The sequence below is a fragment of the Enterococcus raffinosus genome, assembly GCF_018917525.1.
GTDB lineage: Bacteria > Bacillota > Bacilli > Lactobacillales > Enterococcaceae > Enterococcus_A > Enterococcus_A raffinosus_A.
In genome coordinates this window covers 95,229-115,060 of the sequence record NZ_JAHLOS010000006.1, presented here as the reverse complement: position 1 = coordinate 115,060, position 19,832 = coordinate 95,229, and the positions used below count along the sequence as shown (strand labels likewise).

Genomic DNA, 19,832 nt, shown 5'->3' with positions numbered 1-19,832 from the left:
GACCTCCAGTTTTTTCTCAATAAAATCGTATCATGTAGGGATAGTAAAAGCTAGCTTGATTTTAGCTAATTATGAATGTTACTCAAACGTCTGTTTTCCATAAAAACTTCTATTATAAAAAAAATGGAGACATAGAGACGAATCTCTATTATATAATGAAATGAGAAATCAGCTTGTAGGTTTGTCAGTGGTTGTCACAAAGAATAATTTGTTTTGTGAGGATGAACATCTGATAGGATTTTTGAGCAATGAAAAAGTTAGGGAGGTAAAATTTATGGCAAAAAGGGTTTTCTTCAGTTTTTACTACGAAAATGATCTATCTAGGGCGTTGGTGGTTAAAAACAACTGGGCTTTGAAGGAAAACGAAGAATCAGGATTTATTAACAACTCAGAGTTTGAGCGAATGAAACGGGATGGTGACGAGACTATTGAACGCTGGATCGACAAGCAAATAGCTGGAACATCTGTGACGGTCGTTTTGATTGGAAGTGAAACATTAGATTCAAACTATGTTCAATACGCAATCAAAAAAAGTTACGAACGGGGAAATGCGATTATTGCTTTGAAGATCGGCAAAATAAAAAATTTGAGTCAGCAAACTTCCATCAGTCAATCAGTAGTTAAGATCGTTGGTAAAAAAAGTAATGGAGAATTGCTTTGGTTTGATGAAATCATTGACAAAGAATATGACTACATCAAAAACAACGGCTATAACAATCTTGAGAAATGGATTAATGAGGTCGATAAGGTAAAAGAAAGATAAGGAGCACTTGAATACAGTTTTCTAGATTTTGAAATGGCACTCGCTGATGACTTTTAAAAAGGAGATTATGAAAGCGAATGGAAAATTTAAAGGGGAAAAATAAAGCTGCGACGCTTGGAGAGAAAACAAGGACAAGACATTGAACAGAAAGTTCAGTTCTTGTCCTTTTCATTTATTTTGACAATGCTAAAGCCAATGCCTTTTGGATCGCCACAATATTTTTGTCTTTTCTAAATTGAATCGTTTCAGCAGGTAACTCAGCACTGGATATCCAAATTTTTAATTCGGCATCCAGGTCAAAATGCCCGCTAGTTTCGACTGAAAAGCGTGAAATCGAACGATAAGGAATAGATTTGTACTCAGCTTTTTTTCCGGTCACACCTTGTTTATCCACTAAAATCAAACGGAAATCTGTAAAGACAATCAAATCCCGAACTAGCTTAAAAGCCAAAGAAACCGTTTCTCCTGATATTAAAACATCCTCTAGCTTTTTTTCTACTGCTTTATTGTCGTGTTGACTAGCATTTCCCATTAAACCATCAAAAATACTCATAGATAGATTCCCTTCTTTCTCTGATTGAATAAGTTCATTCTAGCTGATTTTTAACAGAAAGACCATCGAAAGCGTACAATCGAATAATCATTCCTTCACAAAAATAGTTTTTGTTCTTTTTTGACTTAAATTTCCTTGCTAAACATATATTGTTTCGTTATACTCGGTAGGGAAAAGAACTCAGTTCTAAAATGGATTCAGGAGGTGTTCTCATGTTTAAAAACTATCAGCGGTGACTATGATCTCAATCATTACTTAGAGTTTCTAAGCAAGTAGAACAATTTAATTTCCTCCCAGAACCTTTTTTTGCGTTGCATTAAAAGGGTTATTCCGCCTACAATTAATTAGTGCTTAGGAGGAAACATACTTATTAAGTATGTTTTTTTGTTGTGCTTAAAAGAGCAGTAAACTGTTGTTGAAAACGGTTCAAGTGAAAAAATAAACTTAGAGGAGCAGTAAGATGAAAAAAGTATTAACAGTAATAAGTTGCTTATTATTGACCGCATTGGTCGTGTTCGCGAAAACAGAACAGGTTCAAGCTGCAAAGAAGACGAACAAAGTTCAACGTTTGGTAGACAGTAAAGATATTAAGAAGGATGATTTTTTTGTGGATGCAAAATGGTTGAATAAGCAGATGAAAGACAATGATAAGACCGTAGTAATTGAGGCTTCTTACGGCGAAGGGAAAGATTATAAAAAAGCTCATATCCCAGGCGCATTGCATATCGATACGATGGAAATCGAAACTGAAGAAAACAATTGGAATATTTTAGATGCGGAAACCTGCAAGGAAGTCTTCTTGAAACGCGGTGTGACAAAGACCACACCAGTAGTCGTCTATTCTAGTGATATCAATGCGGCAGCACGTGTAGCCTTTGTTGCTTACTGGTTAGGTGTCGATCAAGTAAAAATTCTTGATGGCGGATTGAAGGCTTGGGAGAAAGCTGATTACAAAGTAGAAAAAGGGAACCAAGATGCTGAAGCTGCGAAAGATTTTGGTGCAGCTGTTCCTGGACGTCCTGAATACCTGATCTCAACCTCTGACGATTTATTAGCTGCGAAAGAAAAAAATCCTGATCTGGTTCTAGCAAGTATTCGTTCATGGAAAGAATTTACTGGAAAAATAAGCGGCTATGACTACATTGAAAATGCGGGTGAGCCAGAAGGTGCCGTGTACGCGAAATCAAGCAAAACGAGTGCTGATGTTGCTCAATTAATGAACAACGATGGCACAGTGAAGGAGCCAACGAAAATCTTTGATGCTTGGGAAAAATGGGGCATCACTCCAGATAAAGAAGTTGCTTTCTATTGCGGTACTGGCTGGCGTGCGGCTACGGCGTTCTTTATTGCCAAACAAGAAGGCTTTAAAGACGTTCGTCTTTTTGATGGCGGCTGGTATGATTGGGATAAAGCTCACCAGAAGGACCCAAGCAAATACCCTGTTCAAGTTGGCGATCCAAGAGATAAAGACAAGGTGAAAATTCTGAACTAATGAAGATCTTTCGCTATTTTTTACACATCATTCAATTTGGATTGATCTATGGAATTTATCTGATGAATGATCTCTACCGTAATCATTTAGGCTTTATGCGGAATGTTTCCTTTTATTCTCATAAAGTGGATGCAAGTCTGTTCGGCAGCAAATTGTTTTTGCTGCCGGTCTTGTTAACGATTGTTGCCTTTTTAGTAGTAAGAAAGAAAAAAAGTTTAGAATCACTGTTGTTGTTAATGATAGCGATTATTTTTCTAATTTGGCAGACAACAATCACCTTGCAAGTAATACCCATTTATTATCTAGTGAGCGGAATAATCCTTATTGGTTTCTTACTGCAACTAGTGATCGTTTTGCTAAAAAAGGAGTTTGTTTAATGGATTATTCGAAGGGAACAATTGAAATGGCTCGCTTAATCGCTGAAAATTGTAACAGCTGTCAACGGTGCATGAAAGATTGTCTCTTTTTGCAGCAGTATTGTGATGATCCTAAAAAGCTGTTTCAACAATTTTTAGCAGAAGGGTTAGAACCAATCGTTCCGTACTCCTGTATGTTGTGCGGTCGCTGTACAGTTGTTTGTCCGTTAAAACTGAAATTAGACGAAGCCTTTTTAGCGATGCGTCAAGATCTAATCAAGGAAGGATTACCGCTTAAACAGCTCAAAAGCGTCGAAATGCATCAAAAACTATCAACAAGCAAATTATTTACGGCTGTGAATCGAGGAGAAGCAAAATGAAATATGGTTTTATGGCAGGCTGTTCTCTAAGCTCTAGCAGTCCGAAGCAAGTCGCACAAGTCATCGATTATTTAAAAGGTTTTTATCCTGATTTAGCTGTTATCCAAGGTTGTTGTGGCAAACCGACTCGGATGATCGGTCAGGAGCAATTGTTTCAGCAGCGCTTTGGACAATTATCAGAACAGGTCCACAAGGTTGAAATTGATGAGTTGATCGTTGCATGCCAAGGGTGCATAAAAACAATGACTCTTCAAAATCAATTTCCTACATCCTCGTTATGGGTAAAGATGGCCGAGTTAGGATTACCAAAGGAAGCTATCGGAAAAGGGAAAACAAGTGATGTTGTTTTTTCTATCCAAGATTCCTGTCCAACAAAGGAAATGACGGAGATTCATCAAGCGGTTCGCTATCTACTGGAGCAGCTAGGCTATCAGGTCCAGAAAAATCGTTTGTCGGGAAAAAACACTCTCTGCTGTGGAATGGGTGGGATGTGCGGTGTTTCTAATCCAAATCTCGCGAAGGATTTTGCAACCAAGCGTGTGCAAGATTTTAAAACTGATCATATTGTTACCTATTGTTCCAGCTGTACTTCAGCCATGATTCTTGGCGGGGGTGAGGCTTGGCATTTATTGGATTTGATCTTTGGAGAGGTAATACATAAAGACGACAAAAGTCCTGCGCATCCACTAGATAATCCGATAAAAGCTTGGAAGAATCGTTATCAATCAAAAAAAATAGTCACAAAAGCATAGGAGCAAATAATGAAGAAATGGTTAATCGGTCTACTGACAACAGGGATGCTTTTTTCTCTAGCTGCCTGTAAGTCCAGTGAAACAAAAGAAACGAAAACAACAGATTCTATTAGTAGCTTTTCTGAGGCAGTAAAAAAAGGCAAAGGTGAAACAGTGACCTTTTATGGATATGGCGGCGATGAAAGGGCCAATGCATGGGTCGATGAGGTGGTTACACCAGCCATGAAAGAAAAATATGATATTACCGTAAAACGAGTTCCGATGGACATCGATCAAATCTTGAATAAACTGACAACGGAGAAAGAAGCCGGCACAAAATCAGGTGATATTGATGTTATGTGGATCAATGGTGAAAATTTTTATACGGCAAAACAAGCAAAACTGCTTTATGGTCCCATCACGAAAAATGTCGAAAGTTTTGAAAAGCTGATGGACGTTGATGGACACAATTCAAAATATGATTTCGGTGTCAAAATCGATGGCTACGAAGTTCCATATGGCAGTGCACAATTAGTTTTTGCTGGAGATAAAGAAAAATTTAAAGAAGGATTTCCGACAGATACTCAAGCTTTGTTAGCCTATGCGAAGGCAAATCCTGGGAAAATCACCTATACGGCTCCACCAGAATTCACTGGCAGCGCCTTTGTTCGTAATATTATCTGCGATATCGTCGGCTATGATAAAGTTGAAAAGGCCAAAGCCAATAAGGAAGAGTTATATCAGGTTATCAAACCAGGTTTAGATTACTTAAATGAAATCAAACCTTATTTATGGCAGCAAGGAAAAACCTATCCGACCACAACTGCCGAATTAGATCAAATGTTTGCTGCTGGACAAATTGATATGAGCTACAGCTATGCTCAGATGCATGTAGCAGAAAAACGTAGTGATAATGAATTTAAAGCAACAACTGAATCATTCTTGTTTGATAAAGGTACGATCGCAAATCAAAGTTACTTAGCGATTGCTGATACTTCTAAAGTCAAAGCAGCAGCATTAGTTTTGATCAATGAAATGACAAGTGAGTCTGCGCAGCTAAAAAAAGCGGAAGCCAAGTATGGCTACAGCATTCCACCTTTTGACTCTGAAAAATTACCAGATGAAACCAATCAAAAATTAACTGATTTGTATAAAAATCAAGGAGTGCTTCCCCTTGAGGAAATGCAGGAAAAACAAATTCCCGAGGTTCAAGCAGAGAAAATCCCAATAATTGAAGCGTTATGGAAAGAGCATGTGTTGAATGAATAGAAAAAAAATACTTGCCCTGCCTTTTATCTTATTAAACAGCGTTGTGATTATCGCAGCGCTGTTTAAAGGGCTGCAAATCAGTTTAGGTTATTATCCGCTGATTGGTCTTAATAAAATCACACTCGCTAATTTTAACCAAGTTTTAACGGATCCTTTTTTTCAAAAGTCGCTTGTATACAGTTGCTATTTGGCGCTGACTGCGACTTTTTTGTCATTGCTGCTGGGAATGGCTATCGCGTTTCTTCTATTAAAGGTAAAAAGTCCGTGGTTGCATAAAGTTATCAGCCTGCCAATTTCTTTGCCTCATATCATTGTTGGCTTGATGATGCTACAGTTGATTAGTCAATCGGGAATGATTTCACGAGTAATGTTTCAACTGGGATTGATCCAAGAAATCGGTCAATTTCCCTTATTCATCCATGACTCTAAAGGGGTAGGGATTATTTTGGTTTTTTTATACAAGGAAATCCCTTATGTTGCGGTGAGCATTTTAGCAATTTTGCAGCAACTCCAGTTAGGTTACATTGAGGTTGCTAGAAATTTAGGTGCGTCAAATACGCGAATCTTTTTCACCGTTGTTTTACCAATGATTCAAAAAACAATAGCAACTTTATTTATTATCTTATTCTGTTTTACCTTTGCTTCATTTGAGGTACCTTTCCTGTTAGGAAATCCAAGCAATCAAACTGTGGCTTTGACTGCTTATGATCTTTTTACTCAGGCAGATTTGACTACACGTCCTCTGGCTTTTGCCTTGAACCTAATTATTTCAGGAATTTGCTTAGCAGTTACGTTACTTATTTTGACCATTAGTAATCTTTTGCCAGGAGGGAGAAAAACCACATGAAACTTTTATCAAAGAAGTCCTATCTTTTGTTGGTATTTTCTGCGCTGGCCGTCTTGTTTCCTGTATTCATTTTAGTTCTATGGTCCTTTAGTGATAAATGGATGTATCCGGCTGTCTTTCCACAGGCAATGGATCTAAAAATCGTAAGACAAATGGTCAAAGAACCCAATTTTTTTCCGGCAATTATTAATAGTTTGATGATTGGACTTGCAACAACCATCGTTAGCATTGCGATTGCTTTGCCGGCAGCGAACTATCTGGCGTTTCAGAAAAGGCTGTCACAGCGTTTGGTAGAAGTGATTATTTATCTTCCATTGATTTTGCCAGCTATTGCAATTATCACCTCAAGTCAGGTTCTTTTTTTGCAATTACGACTAACAGGAACCTTTCTTGGTATTATTCTGATTCATACCTATTTGTGTTTACCCTATGCAATGCAGCTCCTGCTAGAAAGCTATCGACAGTTAGGCGAGGGATACAATTTGACGGCGCGAAGCTTAGGAGCAGGTCCTTGGATGATTTTTTGGCAGATTACATGGCCTTTGCTAAGACCGGGTGTGAGTACAGCTGCTGGACTTGTGTTTATTGTCTCTTTCAGTCAGTATCTACCAACCTTTTTTATTGGTGGGGGTCGTATCGTCACACTACCGCTGTTGTTGCTGCCATATGCTAATAATGGGCGTTTCGGATTAGCTTCGTCCTATAGCTTAGTTTTTCTAGGCTGTACCTGGCTAGGCGTATTTATTTTGAAAAAGGTAATAGGAGGAATGCACAATGGGGTTAAGCGTCAGAAACGTACAGCTAACCTATGGAAAAAAAGAAATACTGCATGATTTATCTTTCGATGTTCAGGATAGCGAAACGATTGCACTTTTTGGTCCTTCTGGTGTTGGTAAAACCAGTTTGCTTAAAATGATTGCGGGGATTCAGCCAGTTGAAGGAGGAACGATTGATTTTACTGAGGGATTCTCACAGGAAAGCACCGTGTTAGTTTTTCAAGATTTTTGGTTATTTCCTCATATGAATGTGATTGATAATATCGGTTTTGGCCTTAAAGCGCGCAAGTTTTCAAAGCTTGAAATAAAACAAAAAATAAATAAAATTTTAGAGGTATTCGATTTAAAAGGATTAGAGCGACATTTTCCTGATCAATTATCCGGAGGACAAAAACAACGGGTTGCATTAGCACGAGCGATTGTGTTAGAACCAAAGTTGTTATTATTAGATGAACCTTTTGCCAATCTAGATGGACACTTAAGAAGCGCCATGCGGGATTATTTGCGACGGCTGAAGGAGACTTATCACTTTAGTATTATCTTAGTGACTCATGATCGTGACGAGGCCTTTCAATTAGCGGATCGCATGGTCGTTCTTTTGGAAGGGGCGATTCAGCAAATTGGTGAACCAAAAGAAATTTATTTTTATCCTGAGAATCGAAAAGTTGCTAAAGCAATGGGAGAAACGAATTTTATTTCTGGCTCAGTCAATGGTCATAATTTCAAGATGGAAGATGCAGAAATTACTGTTCAAAATCCAGAGAGTATCCATGGAGATGCGGTTCTTTTTATTCCATCTGGGATAGAAATTACGATTGAAAAGATCGCTGGCATCCCAGCATTTGTGGAATTTAGCGAGTGGACACCCAACGGTCAAAGAGCTCAAATTAAAATTGGTGCAACAAGCTGTACGTTTACAAATGTATCTGAAAAGCTCGTTGTCGGAGAAAAAATCTTCTTAACCTTTAATGAAATCTTACAGGTGATGGAATGTTGATTTCTATTATTATTCCCACATTAAATGAAGAAACGAATCTTGAAAACTTATTGCGACAACTAAATCAGCTAGAAAAGAAGATTCCTTTTGAAATTATCGTAGTTGATGGAGGCAGCCAAGACAGTACGGTAGCCATTGCACGTGAATATGCACAGGTTTACCAATTAAAGCAGGGGAATCGGGGGGCTCAATTAAAATTAGGGGCAGAGAAAAGCCGCGGTGAAATCTTATGGTTTTTACATAGTGATAGTCGTTTAGACAACCAATCAGATATTTTAACGCAGATTCATCGAGCTGTGTTCAATAAAAACAATAGCGCCGGCTTTTTAAAGCTTTCATTTGATTCAACCGAGCTCTTTTATCGTTATTTAGCTAGAACTTCAGCTTTGCGCGCAAAGTATCTCGGGCTGATTTTTGGTGATCAAGGGCTGTTTACGACACGCGAAAACTATGAGCGGGCTGGCGGGTTTGAAGCTGTTCCATTAATGGAGGACTGGCGGTTGAGTCGACGATTGAGAAAACTCGGAAAATTCTATTATCTACCCGTGACAATAACCACATCTGTCCGAAGGTTTCGAAAAGGAAAACTCAAAGTACATTTACGCATGCACAAAATAAAATTGCTCTATCTAATAGGAATGTCACCAGAAAAATTAGCAGAACGCTATTATAAATAGAAAGGAGCCATTGATGTTAGAAAAGATTCAGCTCTATATAGAAAGAAATCAACTTACTAAGAAACTGCAGCTACAAAAGCCTTTTACAGTCAAATTCTTAGCGCAGGGGGAATACAATCAAAATTTTTTGATCTCGGATGAAAAAAGCAGGTATGTATTTCGTTTGAACTACGGTAGTCAACTACATTTAGACAACCAGATTCGTTATGAATACCAGGCTTTAAAGTGGCTTGAACGGACGGGACGAACCCCAAAAGTATATTATGTTGATGACAGCCGTCAAAGCTTTGATCAAGGTCTATTGATTATGGAGTTCTTACCAGGTGAACCCTTAGATTATCACAAGGATTTATCAGAGGCAGCTAAAATATTTGGTCGAATTCATAAACAGTCAATTGATGAAGCTGCTGAGAATTTTTTTGTAAAGGAAAAATCGACCATTTTATCTGCCCGAGTAACTGAGTGTCAAAAGCTGTTAGAGCCGGTGCTAAAAAGTGAGTTTGTTCCAGTACAGGCTCAAAAGCAACTGGCGAGCGCTTTGGATGATTGTCAAAAAAATATTAATCAGCAGAAATTTTTTATTGATTTGGATCAATGGTGTATTAACAATACCGAAGTGAATTCCCATAATTTCATTATTGAGGAGAAAGGATTTTTAATCGATTGGGAGAAGCCAGTCATCAGCCATCCTGTCCAGGATATTTCACAATTCTTGGCTTCAACGACCACTCTTTGGCGGAGCAATTTAGTTTTAACCCAAAGAGCAAAACGAGATTTTTTATCTGATTATCTAGCTGAAACGCAATTTGATGGAGCCACATTTGAAGAAGCGCTTAGGATTTACCATCCTTATCTAATGCTGCGGGCATTGTCTTGGTCGGCCATGGCTTTTGACAGCTATCAAAAGGATACAAAGCAATTAAAGAATCAGGAGATTTTTGAGAAAGTCTCTAGTTACTTAACAGAAGATTTCTTACGTCAGGCCTTAAAGGAGCAAGTTTTTGAATAAATGTGCCTATATTTTATTTACTCGTGTTCCTGTACCAAATAAAGTTAAAACGCGTCTGCAAAGCATGCTCAGTGGAGAAGAAGCATGCCAAGTTCAACAGGAAATTTTACTGGATAGTTTTCAAAAATTTGAAGGGTTAAATGAATGTGGAATAGATTTGTACTTGGCGTATTCGGATGAAGGAGATCCAGCGTCCTTACTTTCTGCACTACCAAAAAACTTCCATGCTTTTCAGCAGCATGGTGCGACAATCGGGCAGCGAATGAATCACGCGATTAAGTTTGTTTTTGCAAAAGGTTATGAAAAAGTGGTACTAACAGGCAGTGATATTCCAAATTTAGATACGAAAATTATTCGATCCGCATTCCATCAGATGCGTGAGATTGTCTTCGGACCTTCACCAGATGGTGGCTACTATTTAGTAGGCTGTACACAATCCATTGATTTAACACCGATTTTTGAAACGAACATTTCTTGGGGGAAAAGTGAAGTATTGAAGCAAACTCTGCAGCATTTAATGGATTACGAGGTGGGTTTCTTGTCCCCTCTACAGGATGTTGATTATCCCGAAGATTTAAAAAGACTTCAACACGATCTAAAAAATGAAAATCAATATTTGATGTATTGGTTAGAGGAAAATCGAGGATTATTAAATGAGAAAAGTCATTTTTGATTGTGACAATACATTTGGCTTAGCGGATCATGATGTGGATGACGGATTAACGCTTCTTTATTTGTTAGGGGCACCAACGATTGACTTACTTGGTGTAACTTTAACCTATGGGAATGGATCGCTTGAAGAAGTTGAAAAAATGACAAAGGAACTCCAACAGCGTTTGACGTTATCTTTTGATTATTATTCGGCGAATCAAGCAGATTATCTAGTCAAACAAGTCAATCTCTATCCAAATGAAGTAACCATCCTTGCAACCGGCGCATTAACAAACTTGTCTGAAGCGTTGAGAATAGACCCGAACTTTTTTGAAAAGGTTCAAGAGGTTGTCTTAATGGGAGGAACAACCGAACCACTAAAGGTGAATCATCACTTGGTCACCGAGTTAAATTTTTCTTGTGATCCTGTTGCTGCAAAAAGTGTTTTATTGAGTCAAATGAACATTACAATTATGAATGGACACATGACTTCGGAAGCATTCTTTTCGCGACACGAGATGAATCAGTTTTTAACTTTAGTTGAAACAACAATTAATCAAGACACATTGAAATGGATTCATCAGACATTGGAAAACTGGATTAAATGGAATGAAAAGGTGTTTGGTTTCAGCGGTTTTTGTAATTGGGATATGACCACAGCTGTTTACTTAGAGCGTTCGGATCTATTTAGTCAGGAGCAATACAGTTTATCAGAAAAACAGATGAATCTTGCTCAGGGGCGAATGACACTGACTGATAAATCGGACTATTCTATAAAAATGCCTAAAAGAATTTTGGATATAGCTGAATTCAACCAGCTAGTAATTAAGCGAATGGCATTAGCGTTTAAAAAGAGGACTAAAAGCAAATATTGAACCTGATTCAAAAGAAGGGAGCACACGTGAAAAAGATTATTGTCTTTATTGCTTTTATTTTGTTAGGAATATTTTTGGCCTACAAGTTTGGTTTAGTTGATTTTCTGACGGATATTTCTAGTTTAAGAGCCTACTTAGAAGCACTTGGCTGGCAAGGTTACGTGATTTTTATTTTACTTTCAGTCATTGTCGCTGTGTTTCTTTTACCAGGACAGTTTCTAGCGATTGTTGGTGGATTAGCTTATGGCGGACTTCTTGGCGGGCTATTAACAATTATTGGTGCATCACTTGGTGCCAGCATCTCCTTTATTATTGGAAAATACATTGCAAGAGAGTATATATTGAAGCGTTTTGGAAATGACCCAACTTTTCAAAAAATTGAAAAGGGCGTTAGAGAGAATGGTATCTCATTTTTAATTTTCACACGTTTGGTTCCCGTTTTTCCTTTTGCAATCCAAAGCTACGCCTACGCCATGACACCGATGAGTGTAAAAAAATTCAGTTTGATCTCCTTTTTGACAATGATGCCAGCCAGCTTTATTTATGCTTTTATGGCTTCTGAAATTGCCTCAAAGGGAGTTTCTGGAGCGCTGTTATTGGAATTAACAGTTGCGGGAATTTTCTTAGCTTTGTTAGCATACCTACCTAAGAAGCTTAGCAAAAAAATAAATCAATTAAATTCTGAATACAAAAAATAATAGTAAACGAAGAATCAGAGTATACTGCTCTGATTCTTTTGTTTCTCATGAGTTGATTTTTAACCGTATAAGTTAACTAAAACTCCATTGTTTTCTTTTATAAGTCATTCTAAAATAAAGATGAAAGGGGAGATAAAGGTGGAAATGAATATCGGACCAATCATAATGGAGAAGCGTAAGGAAAAAAAGGTGACTCAACAGGAGTTAGCTAATTTTATAGGAGTTTCGAAGGCCTCAGTATCAAAATGGGAGACCGGCCAAACCTATCCTGATATTACTTTACTTCCGCTTTTGGCGGCGTATTTTGATATCACGATCGATTCACTGCTAACCTATGAACCGCAATTAGATAATCACGAGATTCAACGTATTTATGCGATGCTGAAGGAATCGTTGGAAACAAAATCACCAGAGGATGTCTTAGCAACTATTCGCAGCTTTGTTCGACGTTATTATTCTTGCTATCCATTTGTTTTACAAATGGGAATGTTTTTACTGAATCATGCAGATTTACTTCCAGGAGAGGAAAAAGTTAAAACGTATACCAAAGAGGCAAAGGAATTGTTCATTCATGTACGAACACAAGCAAAAGATCCAGATTTAATTACACAAGCACTAAAGTATGAGGCCTATACTGCTCTTAATTTACAGGAGTTTGATCAAGTTTTATCGATTCTTGGAGATCAGGTTCCCGTTTTATTTCCAATCGAAAGCTTAATTGCTGCAGCTCAACAGCAGAAAGGTGAAGCCAAACAGGCTGTTCTTACTCTTCAAAGTGCCATTTATCAATATACGACTGTCTTTTTAAGCTTCTTAACTAATTATCTTCAACTGGTGATTGATGACCCTGATAAGTTTTCTGAGACCGTTTCGAGAGGTAAGAGTTTCGCAAAATTGTTCAATTTTCAAGAGATGCATCCTGTTGCGTTGATGAATTTTCAATTATCGGCCACTTTTGGCTATGCACAAATGGAAGATGAGACTGCCGCACTTGAAATGTTACAGGCATTTGTTGAGGTTTTACAAGGAACAACATTTCCGGTTGTTCTTCATGGTGATGATTACTTTGATCAAATCGATGAATGGCTTGAACACTTAGAAATTGGAAATCAGTTACCAAGAGATTCAATGAAGGTCAAAGAGGGACTGCTGGGAACGGTAATAGATAATCCTATGTTTTCACAGTTCAAGGATCAGGAGCAACTACAAGAAATTTTTACTAAACTTCGATCTATTAGAGAGCAGGATGTGATTGAAAATGAATAATTTTGATTTTTTTAAAGAGAATTTACCTATTTTTATTCCACTAGTTATTTTGGAATTGATCCTAATGATTACTGCGGTTCGACATGTTTTGAAGCACCCGCACTATCGTTTTGGCAACCGAGCTGTCTGGTTATTAATCGTTATCTTGATTCAAATTATTGGTCCTGTGATCTATTTTGTTTTTGGAAAAGAGGAGGATCAATGAGCATTTTAGAACTGAAACAGGTCACAAAAAGTTTTGGGTCAAAAAAAGTGTTAAATAATTTGAATCTAACGGTGCCTACTGGCTCGATTTTCGGTTTTGTGGGAGAAAACGGAGCTGGAAAAACAACTACGATGAAAATGATTTTAGGTTTAGAGGAGATGACTAGTGGAGAAATTCTAGTTAACGAGTTGCCTGTAGTTTTTGGCGATAATCAAACAAATCATTTGACTGGGTATTTACCAGATGTTCCAGAGTTCTATGATTATATGTCTGCTCAAGAATATTTAAGATTTTGCGGAGAGATCACTGGTTTATCAAAAAAGCAATTAAAGGAAAAAGTTCCTGAGATTCTATCATTGGTGGGCTTAAAGCTGGATAAACGTAAAATTAAAGGTTACTCAAGAGGGATGAAACAGCGTTTGGGAATCGCTCAGGCTTTATTAAACGATCCCAAATTATTGATCTGCGATGAGCCAACTTCGGCTTTAGATCCAAGCGGACGGAATGACTTTCTAGAAATGTTGGCGAACCTAAGGGGACGGATGACCATTTTATTTTCTACCCATATTTTGGGTGATGTCGAACGAATATGTGATTATGTTGGTATTTTAGATCAAGGAAGACTAGCGGTTAGCGGCACATTGGATGAATTAAAGCAGCAATATGCTAAAAATCAGATAGAAATTGAATTTTCGCATGAGGCTGATCTAGGAGTATTTACAAAAAAATTGACAGAATTAAGAAACGCAGATGTTCTGAATGACTTTACCTTTGATCCATCAAAGAACTTACTTACTTTGTCGTATAAACAGGATTATGAAGAAGTAGCAGCATTGGTTTTCCGATTGTTTGAAAGCTATCAGATATTCCCTAATACAATTAAAAAGATTGATCCATCACTTGAAACGATTTTCCTGGAGGTGGTTCAATGAAAAATTTATACTTCTTCACGAAAAAAGAATTTTTTGAATGTTGGCGAACTTCGCGCTTGTTAATCTTGGTCATTATTTTTCTCATTTTTGGTTTAATGAATCCATTGTTGGCAAAACTAACGCCAGAAATTGTTAAGATGACAATTGGCGATACAATGGCTAGTTCCATTCCAGAACCTACATCCATCGATTCTTGGACGCAGTTTTTTAAGAATCTTACTCAAATAGGGATGATCGTTTTAGCATTGATGTTTAGCGGGACAGTCAACAACGAGGTTAATAAAGGAACCCTAGTTAATTTAGTGACGAAGGGACTGCGTCGTTGGGTGATTATCGTTGGAAAAATGATTAGTTTGGTTTTTCAATGGAGCATCTGTTTTCTGCTAACTTTTCTTGTTACCTGGGGCTACACGGCGTATTATTTTCCGGATAACAAGAGCACACAGCTCTTTCAAGCCGTTTTTCCATTGTGGATTTTTGGTTTATTATTACTAAGTATTATTCTTTTATCATCAACTATCATGCGGAATAGTTATGAAGGGTTGCTGTTGACTGGGGGTATAATTCTAATTTTAGTATTACTCAACCTATTTGATAAGCTAAAATACTATAATCCAATCTCGCTGGTCACACAAAATCTTAACTTCCTACAAGAAACGGTAGATTTTCAAGAATACGTGCCAGCGATATTAATAAGTATTCTGGTTTTTGCACTGGCAACTTTTCTCAGTGTACGAATTTTTAATAAGAAAAAATTGTAGACTCCTAGAGACCTAGCTATCTAAACTAGGTCTCTTTTATTTGAATAGGAACTAATTAGACTGTAAGAATCAAAAATTAATCCAGAATTAACAATCAAATGTCCGATCAATATCAGGAGGAGAAAGATTTATGCTGCTACAAAGTCAATTACAGCAAAAAAACATCAACGAAATGTCGATGTTTTGACTGGTTAAATGAATAGATAAATGACGGAATAAATATAGTATGCCAACAGCAGCAGGGCAACAATGCAAGAAAGTTTTGACAAGAATCCTCCACGTTTAGGACTGGTGGATTGACGGGATTGTCTTCGTGTCATTTCCGTTACTTCAACTTCAACTGTCTTAGCCTTTTTTGAGCCACCTAAAAGCACAACCGCTAGTAAATCGATAAAAAGCAGGCCTTGCAAAATAATGCTGACAATAAAAATAATCTGATCCCCTTTGATCATTCTAAACAGGAATAGAATAATCATTAAAAGATCGAATAGTAATGTTAGTAAAAGCGCCATAACAAAGCTCCTTCAAATTGGTTAGAATAAACAAGCTTTATTATAGCATACAACTAATGAAAAAAATTACGAATTATTTATGAAAAATTCAAACAGATGGATTAATCATGATGTTTGAAAAAGGTGTAAATCATCCAATACACCATAAAAGTTACAAGTGAAACAAACATTAAAAACGCTAATGTCCAAGCTCCTTCAACAGGTTGGTAATGATGATAATTCATAAGTAAATAAATGCATAGAAAAGTCGGGGTCAAAGAAAAATATAAGTGAATCAGTACGCGATCTTTTTTGAATAGGTAAAAATAAATGATGGTCATTAAAAAAAAGATCAAGTAAATGACCCATGATACTGCATTGCCAATATCCATGAACTCCCCTCCTTTATAAAAAATTATATCAGAAGACAGACTATGATAAATAACAATAAAATGAGAAATAATCAGTTTTATTAATGAGAATATACCATTTTATTTTTCATCCAATGATTCTTAATAATAATTGCATGATTGATGTTACATTCGTTCTTTATTTTTAAAAAATGCAAAAAAATTGAAAAACTATAGTTATTTAAGGGTTTTAGCAATTCTAAGTAGAATAAAAAGAATTTACATTGTAATTATTTTTTGTTACTTTATATAAAGAGAGGTAAGAAATAAAATATTAAATGTAATCGTTAATTAATGGTTAAAACAGGGGGATGACATGGATTATAAAAAGCTATTATGTAGCGTGATGTTGCTGGGAAGTTTTGGAACCTCAACCTTAGTCGCTTATGGTGAAGAGACAACAGATTCTACTAGCATACAGGAGAGCTCAGAAATTGTTAAATCTCCGAGTTCTACAGTAAAGACGGAAGCTTCAATTTCACAAGATACTGATACTGAATTAGCGAGTTCCGAAACAACGACATCTACCGAGGCAAGCAGTGAAAGTGGCGTGGTAGATGAAGAGGAATACGATGCTCAAGGAAACTTACAATTTCATCATCCAGTTCGATTTGAGGACTTTACCTTAGAGCCACCTGCGTTTAGAAGTGCACGATCCACTGTAAGCACTCAACAAGCCTTTATCAATCAAATAGCTCCATCTGCCAAAACTTTAGCAAGTGCAAACAATTTGTACGCTTCAGTCATGATTGCACAAGCAATTGTTGAAAGCGCTTGGGGCAGCAGTACGCTATCAAAAGCACCCAACTACAATCTATTTGGTATCAAGGGAAGCTACAATGGACAATCAGTAACAATGAAAACGCAGGAATGGAGCGCATCTCAAGGATGGTATTGGATAGACGCTAAATTTAGAAAGTATCCATCCTATAAGGAATCTTTAGGTGATAACGTAACAGTTCTAAAAACAACTTCTTTCTCGCCTGGAAACTATTACTATTCTGGCGCGTGGAAGAGCAATACAAAATCGTATAAAGATGCGACAGCTTGGTTAACTGGACGATATGCGACCGCACCGACCTATGCAACAACTTTAAATAGTATTATCCAAACGTATAATCTAACTCAGTATGATACAAACGAAAGTAATGTCTCAACGCCGATAACGTACTCAAGCCACGTAAAAGATAAAGGGTGGCTCAATTCTGTTTCAAATAGTTCAATATCTGGAACAGTTGGTGAGGCACGACGTGTAGAAGCTCTGAAAATGTCTCTTTCAAGCAGTATTTCAGGTAATATTGAATACCAGTCACATATTCAAGGCACAGGTTGGGAACCGAATTGGAAAAAAAATGGGCAAATTTCAGGAACTACTGGAAAAGCGAAAAGTATAGAAGCATTAAAAATCCGACTTACGGGTGACGCAGCAAACAAATACGATGTTTATTACCGTGTACACTCCCAAACGTTTGGTTGGATGAATTGGGCAAAAAACGGTGAAGCCGCAGGGACGGAAGGTTTTTCTTATCGTATAGAAGCCTATCAGGTACAGCTTGTAGCTAAAGGTAAAAGTGCTCCTTCTGGTCAAGGAAGAAAATTTGCTAAATTTCAAGATGTCAACGTTACTTACCAGACACATGTACAAAATAAAAACTGGATGATACCGGTTTATGATAGTAAAATATCAGGTACAGTTGGTGAGAGACTTAGAATTGAAGCAGTGAAAATAGGAATTGTGAATAATCCTTTGGCATTTTCAGGGACTCTTGAATATCAGACACACAGCGCAAACATAGGCTGGCAAAATTGGAAAAATAATTATAATATCGCTGGGACTGTAGGGCAACGATTAAGGGCTGAAGCAATTAAAATACGCTTAACTGGTGATTTGTCTAAACATTATGATGTTTACTATCGAGTTCATTGTCAAACCTATGGTTGGTTGAGCTGGAGTAAAAACGGACAAATGGCTGGCACTACTGGAAAGGGCAAACAAATGGAAGCATTGCAAGTAAAGGTTGTTAGAAAGAACACATCTGCCCCAAAATAAACTAATATTTTCTAACGCATGAAAAAATCTCTCATTGAAGGTAATAAACTTTCAATGAGAGATTTTTATTAGTTTACATCTGATATTTCGGAAATTACAAAAAAGCTATGAAGGCTATCGATTGAGTATTCATATTTTTTGCCTATTTCACAAAGTATTTGCTGGTTGGATTTAAGAATATGCTCGTTCCCATCATACAAAGTGTCCGTTGGAAGATGGATTTCGAAAGATTTCTTGTTGTCTAATACCAAAGGTTTTTCAAAGAAATATCCAGCGATCTTTTTCATGAGAAGTACTCCTTTTCTATTATTTTGTTATATATTACATCATTGATGCAAGTAAAACCAGAATTAAGCTCTATAACAGTTGTAATTTAAAGACACCTTAGAAGGGCAATTCCTAAAACACCTGTTACGACAATTTTCATAAGATCATTGGTTCGAATACCCACGATCAAAGCTGGTATGCAAGCAAAGACTTCAGGAAAACGTAGTGTTGGAAAATGTCCCGTTTGAAAATTGAGAAGACTTTGCATCAGCAATGCTGTTAATATCGTCATAGGAAGATAGCTTAAAAATTTTTCAAGTATAGGTGGTAAAGTGACTGCTTTAGTAAGTACAAAGGGCAAGACGCGTGGTATCCAAGTAACGATAGCGCACCCCAAAAGCGTAAGCAGGTAATAATTATTATTCATCCTTCATCAGCACCCCCGTAAAACAACCGAACAGCGTTGCTAAAATGACAGATAATTCAGCAGAAACAAACCGCATCAAAAGAAAAAGACTGACAGTTGTAACGATTAAAATAGTTATCGTTTTGTGTTTTTGCTTTCTTAAAGGTAATTGAATCTGAAAGAGAAATAGGCCTAGGAACATCGCAGTTAGCGCAAAGTCGAATCCAAATATCGTAGGGTCAGGAATGAAATTACCTAATAACGCACCAATCACAGTTGAAAGAATCCACACAAGGTAAGCGGTTATATTTAATCCATGCATCCAATTACTTGAAACTTTCTTTTCTTGTGCTAGGGTAGTCATTAATACACCATAGGACTCATCTGTTAACAAGGTTCCAATTGCAATTCCATTCAGTAAAGAATCCTCTTTAAAGTAATGAGCAACAGAAAGGCTCATGAGTAAATGCCGGAGGTTAACCAGAAAAACAGTGAACACGATTGATAGAATCGGAGCACTCAAAATTAGTAACCCGCATAGGATAAACTGTGCACTTCCAGCATACACCAAGGTAGACATCATGAAAATTTGCCAAATAGCTAAATGAGCGGATTTCCCTACAATTCCCATTGCAATTCCAATCCCTAAATAGCCCATGATTGTTGGTACACAAGCCTTGACGCCATCTGAAAAACTATTAGTTTGTGATATACGATTATCCATCTGTTCACCCTCTCATTTTGTTTTAATCATATTAGACTAAAAGCAATAAAAAAACAAGAGGAATAGAGTTTAAAAAAAGAGCAACAAAGCCAAAGACAAAGGCTTATCAGTTGGCGAGGAAATTGTTGCTCGATTTATTTTACCATAAAATTATTAGGGAAAAAGCTAAATAAATTATTTTATTAAGCAAATAACATAAAAATATTCACTGTTAGTTTGTAGTATTTATTTTTCTTAAAAGATGTA

General features: G+C 37.0%; 25 protein-coding genes and 1 pseudogene. 20 read left to right on the top strand and 6 right to left on the bottom strand.

Annotated elements, in window-relative coordinates:
* The first annotated feature begins 274 nt into the window (after window positions 1-274).
* Window positions 275-763 (top strand): TIR domain-containing protein, encoded by a 489-nt coding sequence (locus KQI58_RS06480; protein WP_216407539.1) that lies wholly within the window; start codon window positions 275-277, stop codon window positions 761-763.
* Window positions 764-935: 172 nt separating this feature from the next.
* Here the strand turns inward: KQI58_RS06480 and KQI58_RS06475 are convergent, their stop codons facing one another.
* On the bottom strand, window positions 936-1,316 hold the full coding sequence (locus tag KQI58_RS06475; protein ID WP_016180103.1) for a PH domain-containing protein: 381 nt from the start codon (window positions 1,314-1,316) through the stop codon (window positions 936-938).
* A 460-nt stretch (window positions 1,317-1,776) separates the two neighbouring features.
* Here KQI58_RS06475 and KQI58_RS06470 point away from each other — a divergent pair, with 460 nt between their 5' ends.
* From KQI58_RS06470 to KQI58_RS06390, 17 genes are all read left to right on the top strand, one after another.
* The gene (locus tag KQI58_RS06470; RefSeq protein WP_216407537.1) at window positions 1,777-2,808 is read left to right on the top strand and encodes a sulfurtransferase; all 1,032 of its coding nucleotides are present in this window, start codon (window positions 1,777-1,779) and stop codon (window positions 2,806-2,808) included.
* Window positions 2,808-3,185, top strand: coding sequence for a hypothetical protein (locus KQI58_RS06465; protein ID WP_016180105.1), 378 nt, complete (start codon window positions 2,808-2,810; stop codon window positions 3,183-3,185). Before KQI58_RS06470 ends, KQI58_RS06465 begins: the two co-directional genes overlap by 1 nt.
* Entirely contained in the window at window positions 3,185-3,544 is a 360-nt protein-coding gene (locus KQI58_RS06460) for a 4Fe-4S dicluster domain-containing protein (protein WP_216407535.1), read from the top strand. The genes KQI58_RS06465 and KQI58_RS06460 overlap by 1 nt, the downstream gene beginning before the upstream one ends.
* Window positions 3,541-4,296 carry a (Fe-S)-binding protein gene (locus tag KQI58_RS06455; protein ID WP_216407533.1) on the top strand — a complete coding sequence of 252 codons (756 nt, stop codon included), beginning with the start codon at window positions 3,541-3,543 and terminating at the stop codon, window positions 4,294-4,296. The genes KQI58_RS06460 and KQI58_RS06455 overlap by 4 nt, the downstream gene beginning before the upstream one ends.
* 9 nt (window positions 4,297-4,305) lie before the next feature.
* Window positions 4,306-5,544, top strand: coding sequence for an ABC transporter substrate-binding protein (locus tag KQI58_RS06450; protein WP_216407532.1), 1,239 nt, complete (start codon window positions 4,306-4,308; stop codon window positions 5,542-5,544).
* The gene (locus KQI58_RS06445) at window positions 5,537-6,391 is read left to right on the top strand and encodes an ABC transporter permease (protein ID WP_216407530.1); all 855 of its coding nucleotides are present in this window, start codon (window positions 5,537-5,539) and stop codon (window positions 6,389-6,391) included. The genes KQI58_RS06450 and KQI58_RS06445 overlap by 8 nt, the downstream gene beginning before the upstream one ends.
* Window positions 6,388-7,224 carry an ABC transporter permease gene (locus KQI58_RS06440; RefSeq protein ID WP_216407528.1) on the top strand — a complete coding sequence of 279 codons (837 nt, stop codon included), beginning with the start codon at window positions 6,388-6,390 and terminating at the stop codon, window positions 7,222-7,224. Before KQI58_RS06445 ends, KQI58_RS06440 begins: the two co-directional genes overlap by 4 nt.
* The gene (locus KQI58_RS06435; RefSeq protein WP_216407526.1) at window positions 7,166-8,164 is read left to right on the top strand and encodes an ABC transporter ATP-binding protein; all 999 of its coding nucleotides are present in this window, start codon (window positions 7,166-7,168) and stop codon (window positions 8,162-8,164) included. The genes KQI58_RS06440 and KQI58_RS06435 overlap by 59 nt, the downstream gene beginning before the upstream one ends.
* Window positions 8,158-8,841 (top strand): TIGR04283 family arsenosugar biosynthesis glycosyltransferase, encoded by a 684-nt coding sequence (locus KQI58_RS06430; protein ID WP_216407524.1) that lies wholly within the window; start codon window positions 8,158-8,160, stop codon window positions 8,839-8,841. Before KQI58_RS06435 ends, KQI58_RS06430 begins: the two co-directional genes overlap by 7 nt.
* Before the next feature lie 13 nt (window positions 8,842-8,854).
* The gene (locus KQI58_RS06425) at window positions 8,855-9,850 is read left to right on the top strand and encodes an aminoglycoside phosphotransferase family protein (RefSeq protein ID WP_216407522.1); all 996 of its coding nucleotides are present in this window, start codon (window positions 8,855-8,857) and stop codon (window positions 9,848-9,850) included.
* The gene (locus KQI58_RS06420) at window positions 9,843-10,523 is read left to right on the top strand and encodes a TIGR04282 family arsenosugar biosynthesis glycosyltransferase (RefSeq protein WP_216407520.1); all 681 of its coding nucleotides are present in this window, start codon (window positions 9,843-9,845) and stop codon (window positions 10,521-10,523) included. The genes KQI58_RS06425 and KQI58_RS06420 overlap by 8 nt, the downstream gene beginning before the upstream one ends.
* Complete coding sequence (locus tag KQI58_RS06415; RefSeq protein ID WP_216407518.1) at window positions 10,504-11,376, top strand: nucleoside hydrolase; 873 nt, start codon at window positions 10,504-10,506, stop codon at window positions 11,374-11,376. The genes KQI58_RS06420 and KQI58_RS06415 overlap by 20 nt, the downstream gene beginning before the upstream one ends.
* Window positions 11,377-11,402: 26 nt before the next feature.
* Window positions 11,403-12,074, top strand: coding sequence for a TVP38/TMEM64 family protein (locus KQI58_RS06410; RefSeq protein ID WP_216407515.1), 672 nt, complete (start codon window positions 11,403-11,405; stop codon window positions 12,072-12,074).
* Window positions 12,075-12,218: 144 nt separating this feature from the next.
* Complete coding sequence (locus KQI58_RS06405; protein WP_253295817.1) at window positions 12,219-13,340, top strand: helix-turn-helix domain-containing protein; 1,122 nt, start codon at window positions 12,219-12,221, stop codon at window positions 13,338-13,340.
* A complete protein-coding gene (locus tag KQI58_RS06400) occupies window positions 13,333-13,545 on the top strand; it encodes a PLDc N-terminal domain-containing protein (RefSeq protein ID WP_216407511.1) in 213 nt (70 codons plus the stop codon). Before KQI58_RS06405 ends, KQI58_RS06400 begins: the two co-directional genes overlap by 8 nt.
* Window positions 13,542-14,477: an ABC transporter ATP-binding protein gene (locus tag KQI58_RS06395; RefSeq protein WP_216407507.1), complete on the top strand. Its 936-nt coding sequence runs from the start codon at window positions 13,542-13,544 to the stop codon at window positions 14,475-14,477. Before KQI58_RS06400 ends, KQI58_RS06395 begins: the two co-directional genes overlap by 4 nt.
* Window positions 14,474-15,238, top strand: coding sequence for an ABC transporter permease subunit (locus KQI58_RS06390; protein ID WP_216407505.1), 765 nt, complete (start codon window positions 14,474-14,476; stop codon window positions 15,236-15,238). The genes KQI58_RS06395 and KQI58_RS06390 overlap by 4 nt, the downstream gene beginning before the upstream one ends.
* Before the next feature lie 191 nt (window positions 15,239-15,429).
* On the opposite strand, the gene KQI58_RS06385 is transcribed toward KQI58_RS06390, so the two are convergent.
* Together KQI58_RS06385 and KQI58_RS06380 are read right to left on the bottom strand one after the other, a co-directional pair.
* Window positions 15,430-15,750 carry a hypothetical protein gene (locus KQI58_RS06385; protein WP_216407503.1) on the bottom strand — a complete coding sequence of 107 codons (321 nt, stop codon included), beginning with the start codon at window positions 15,748-15,750 and terminating at the stop codon, window positions 15,430-15,432.
* 101 nt (window positions 15,751-15,851) lie between these two features.
* Entirely contained in the window at window positions 15,852-16,121 is a 270-nt protein-coding gene (locus KQI58_RS06380; RefSeq protein ID WP_216407501.1) for a hypothetical protein, read from the bottom strand.
* 334 nt (window positions 16,122-16,455) lie between these two features.
* Between KQI58_RS06380 and KQI58_RS23280 the strand changes: the two are divergent.
* Window positions 16,456-17,295: pseudogene (locus KQI58_RS23280) on the top strand (glycoside hydrolase family 73 protein); the annotation flags it as partial.
* A gap of 6 nt (window positions 17,296-17,301) precedes the next feature.
* Complete coding sequence (locus tag KQI58_RS23275; protein WP_437177499.1) at window positions 17,302-18,189, top strand: hypothetical protein; 888 nt, start codon at window positions 17,302-17,304, stop codon at window positions 18,187-18,189.
* A gap of 68 nt (window positions 18,190-18,257) precedes the next feature.
* Here KQI58_RS23275 and KQI58_RS06370 read toward each other — a convergent pair whose 3' ends face one another.
* The 3 genes from KQI58_RS06370 to KQI58_RS06360 form a co-directional block, all read right to left on the bottom strand.
* Window positions 18,258-18,476 carry a hypothetical protein gene (locus KQI58_RS06370; protein WP_216407496.1) on the bottom strand — a complete coding sequence of 73 codons (219 nt, stop codon included), beginning with the start codon at window positions 18,474-18,476 and terminating at the stop codon, window positions 18,258-18,260.
* An 86-nt stretch (window positions 18,477-18,562) separates the two neighbouring features.
* Window positions 18,563-18,883, bottom strand: coding sequence for an AzlD domain-containing protein (locus KQI58_RS06365; RefSeq protein WP_216407493.1), 321 nt, complete (start codon window positions 18,881-18,883; stop codon window positions 18,563-18,565).
* Entirely contained in the window at window positions 18,876-19,586 is a 711-nt protein-coding gene (locus KQI58_RS06360; RefSeq protein WP_216407491.1) for an AzlC family ABC transporter permease, read from the bottom strand. The genes KQI58_RS06365 and KQI58_RS06360 overlap by 8 nt, the downstream gene beginning before the upstream one ends.
* Between the last annotated feature and the right edge of the window lie 246 nt (window positions 19,587-19,832).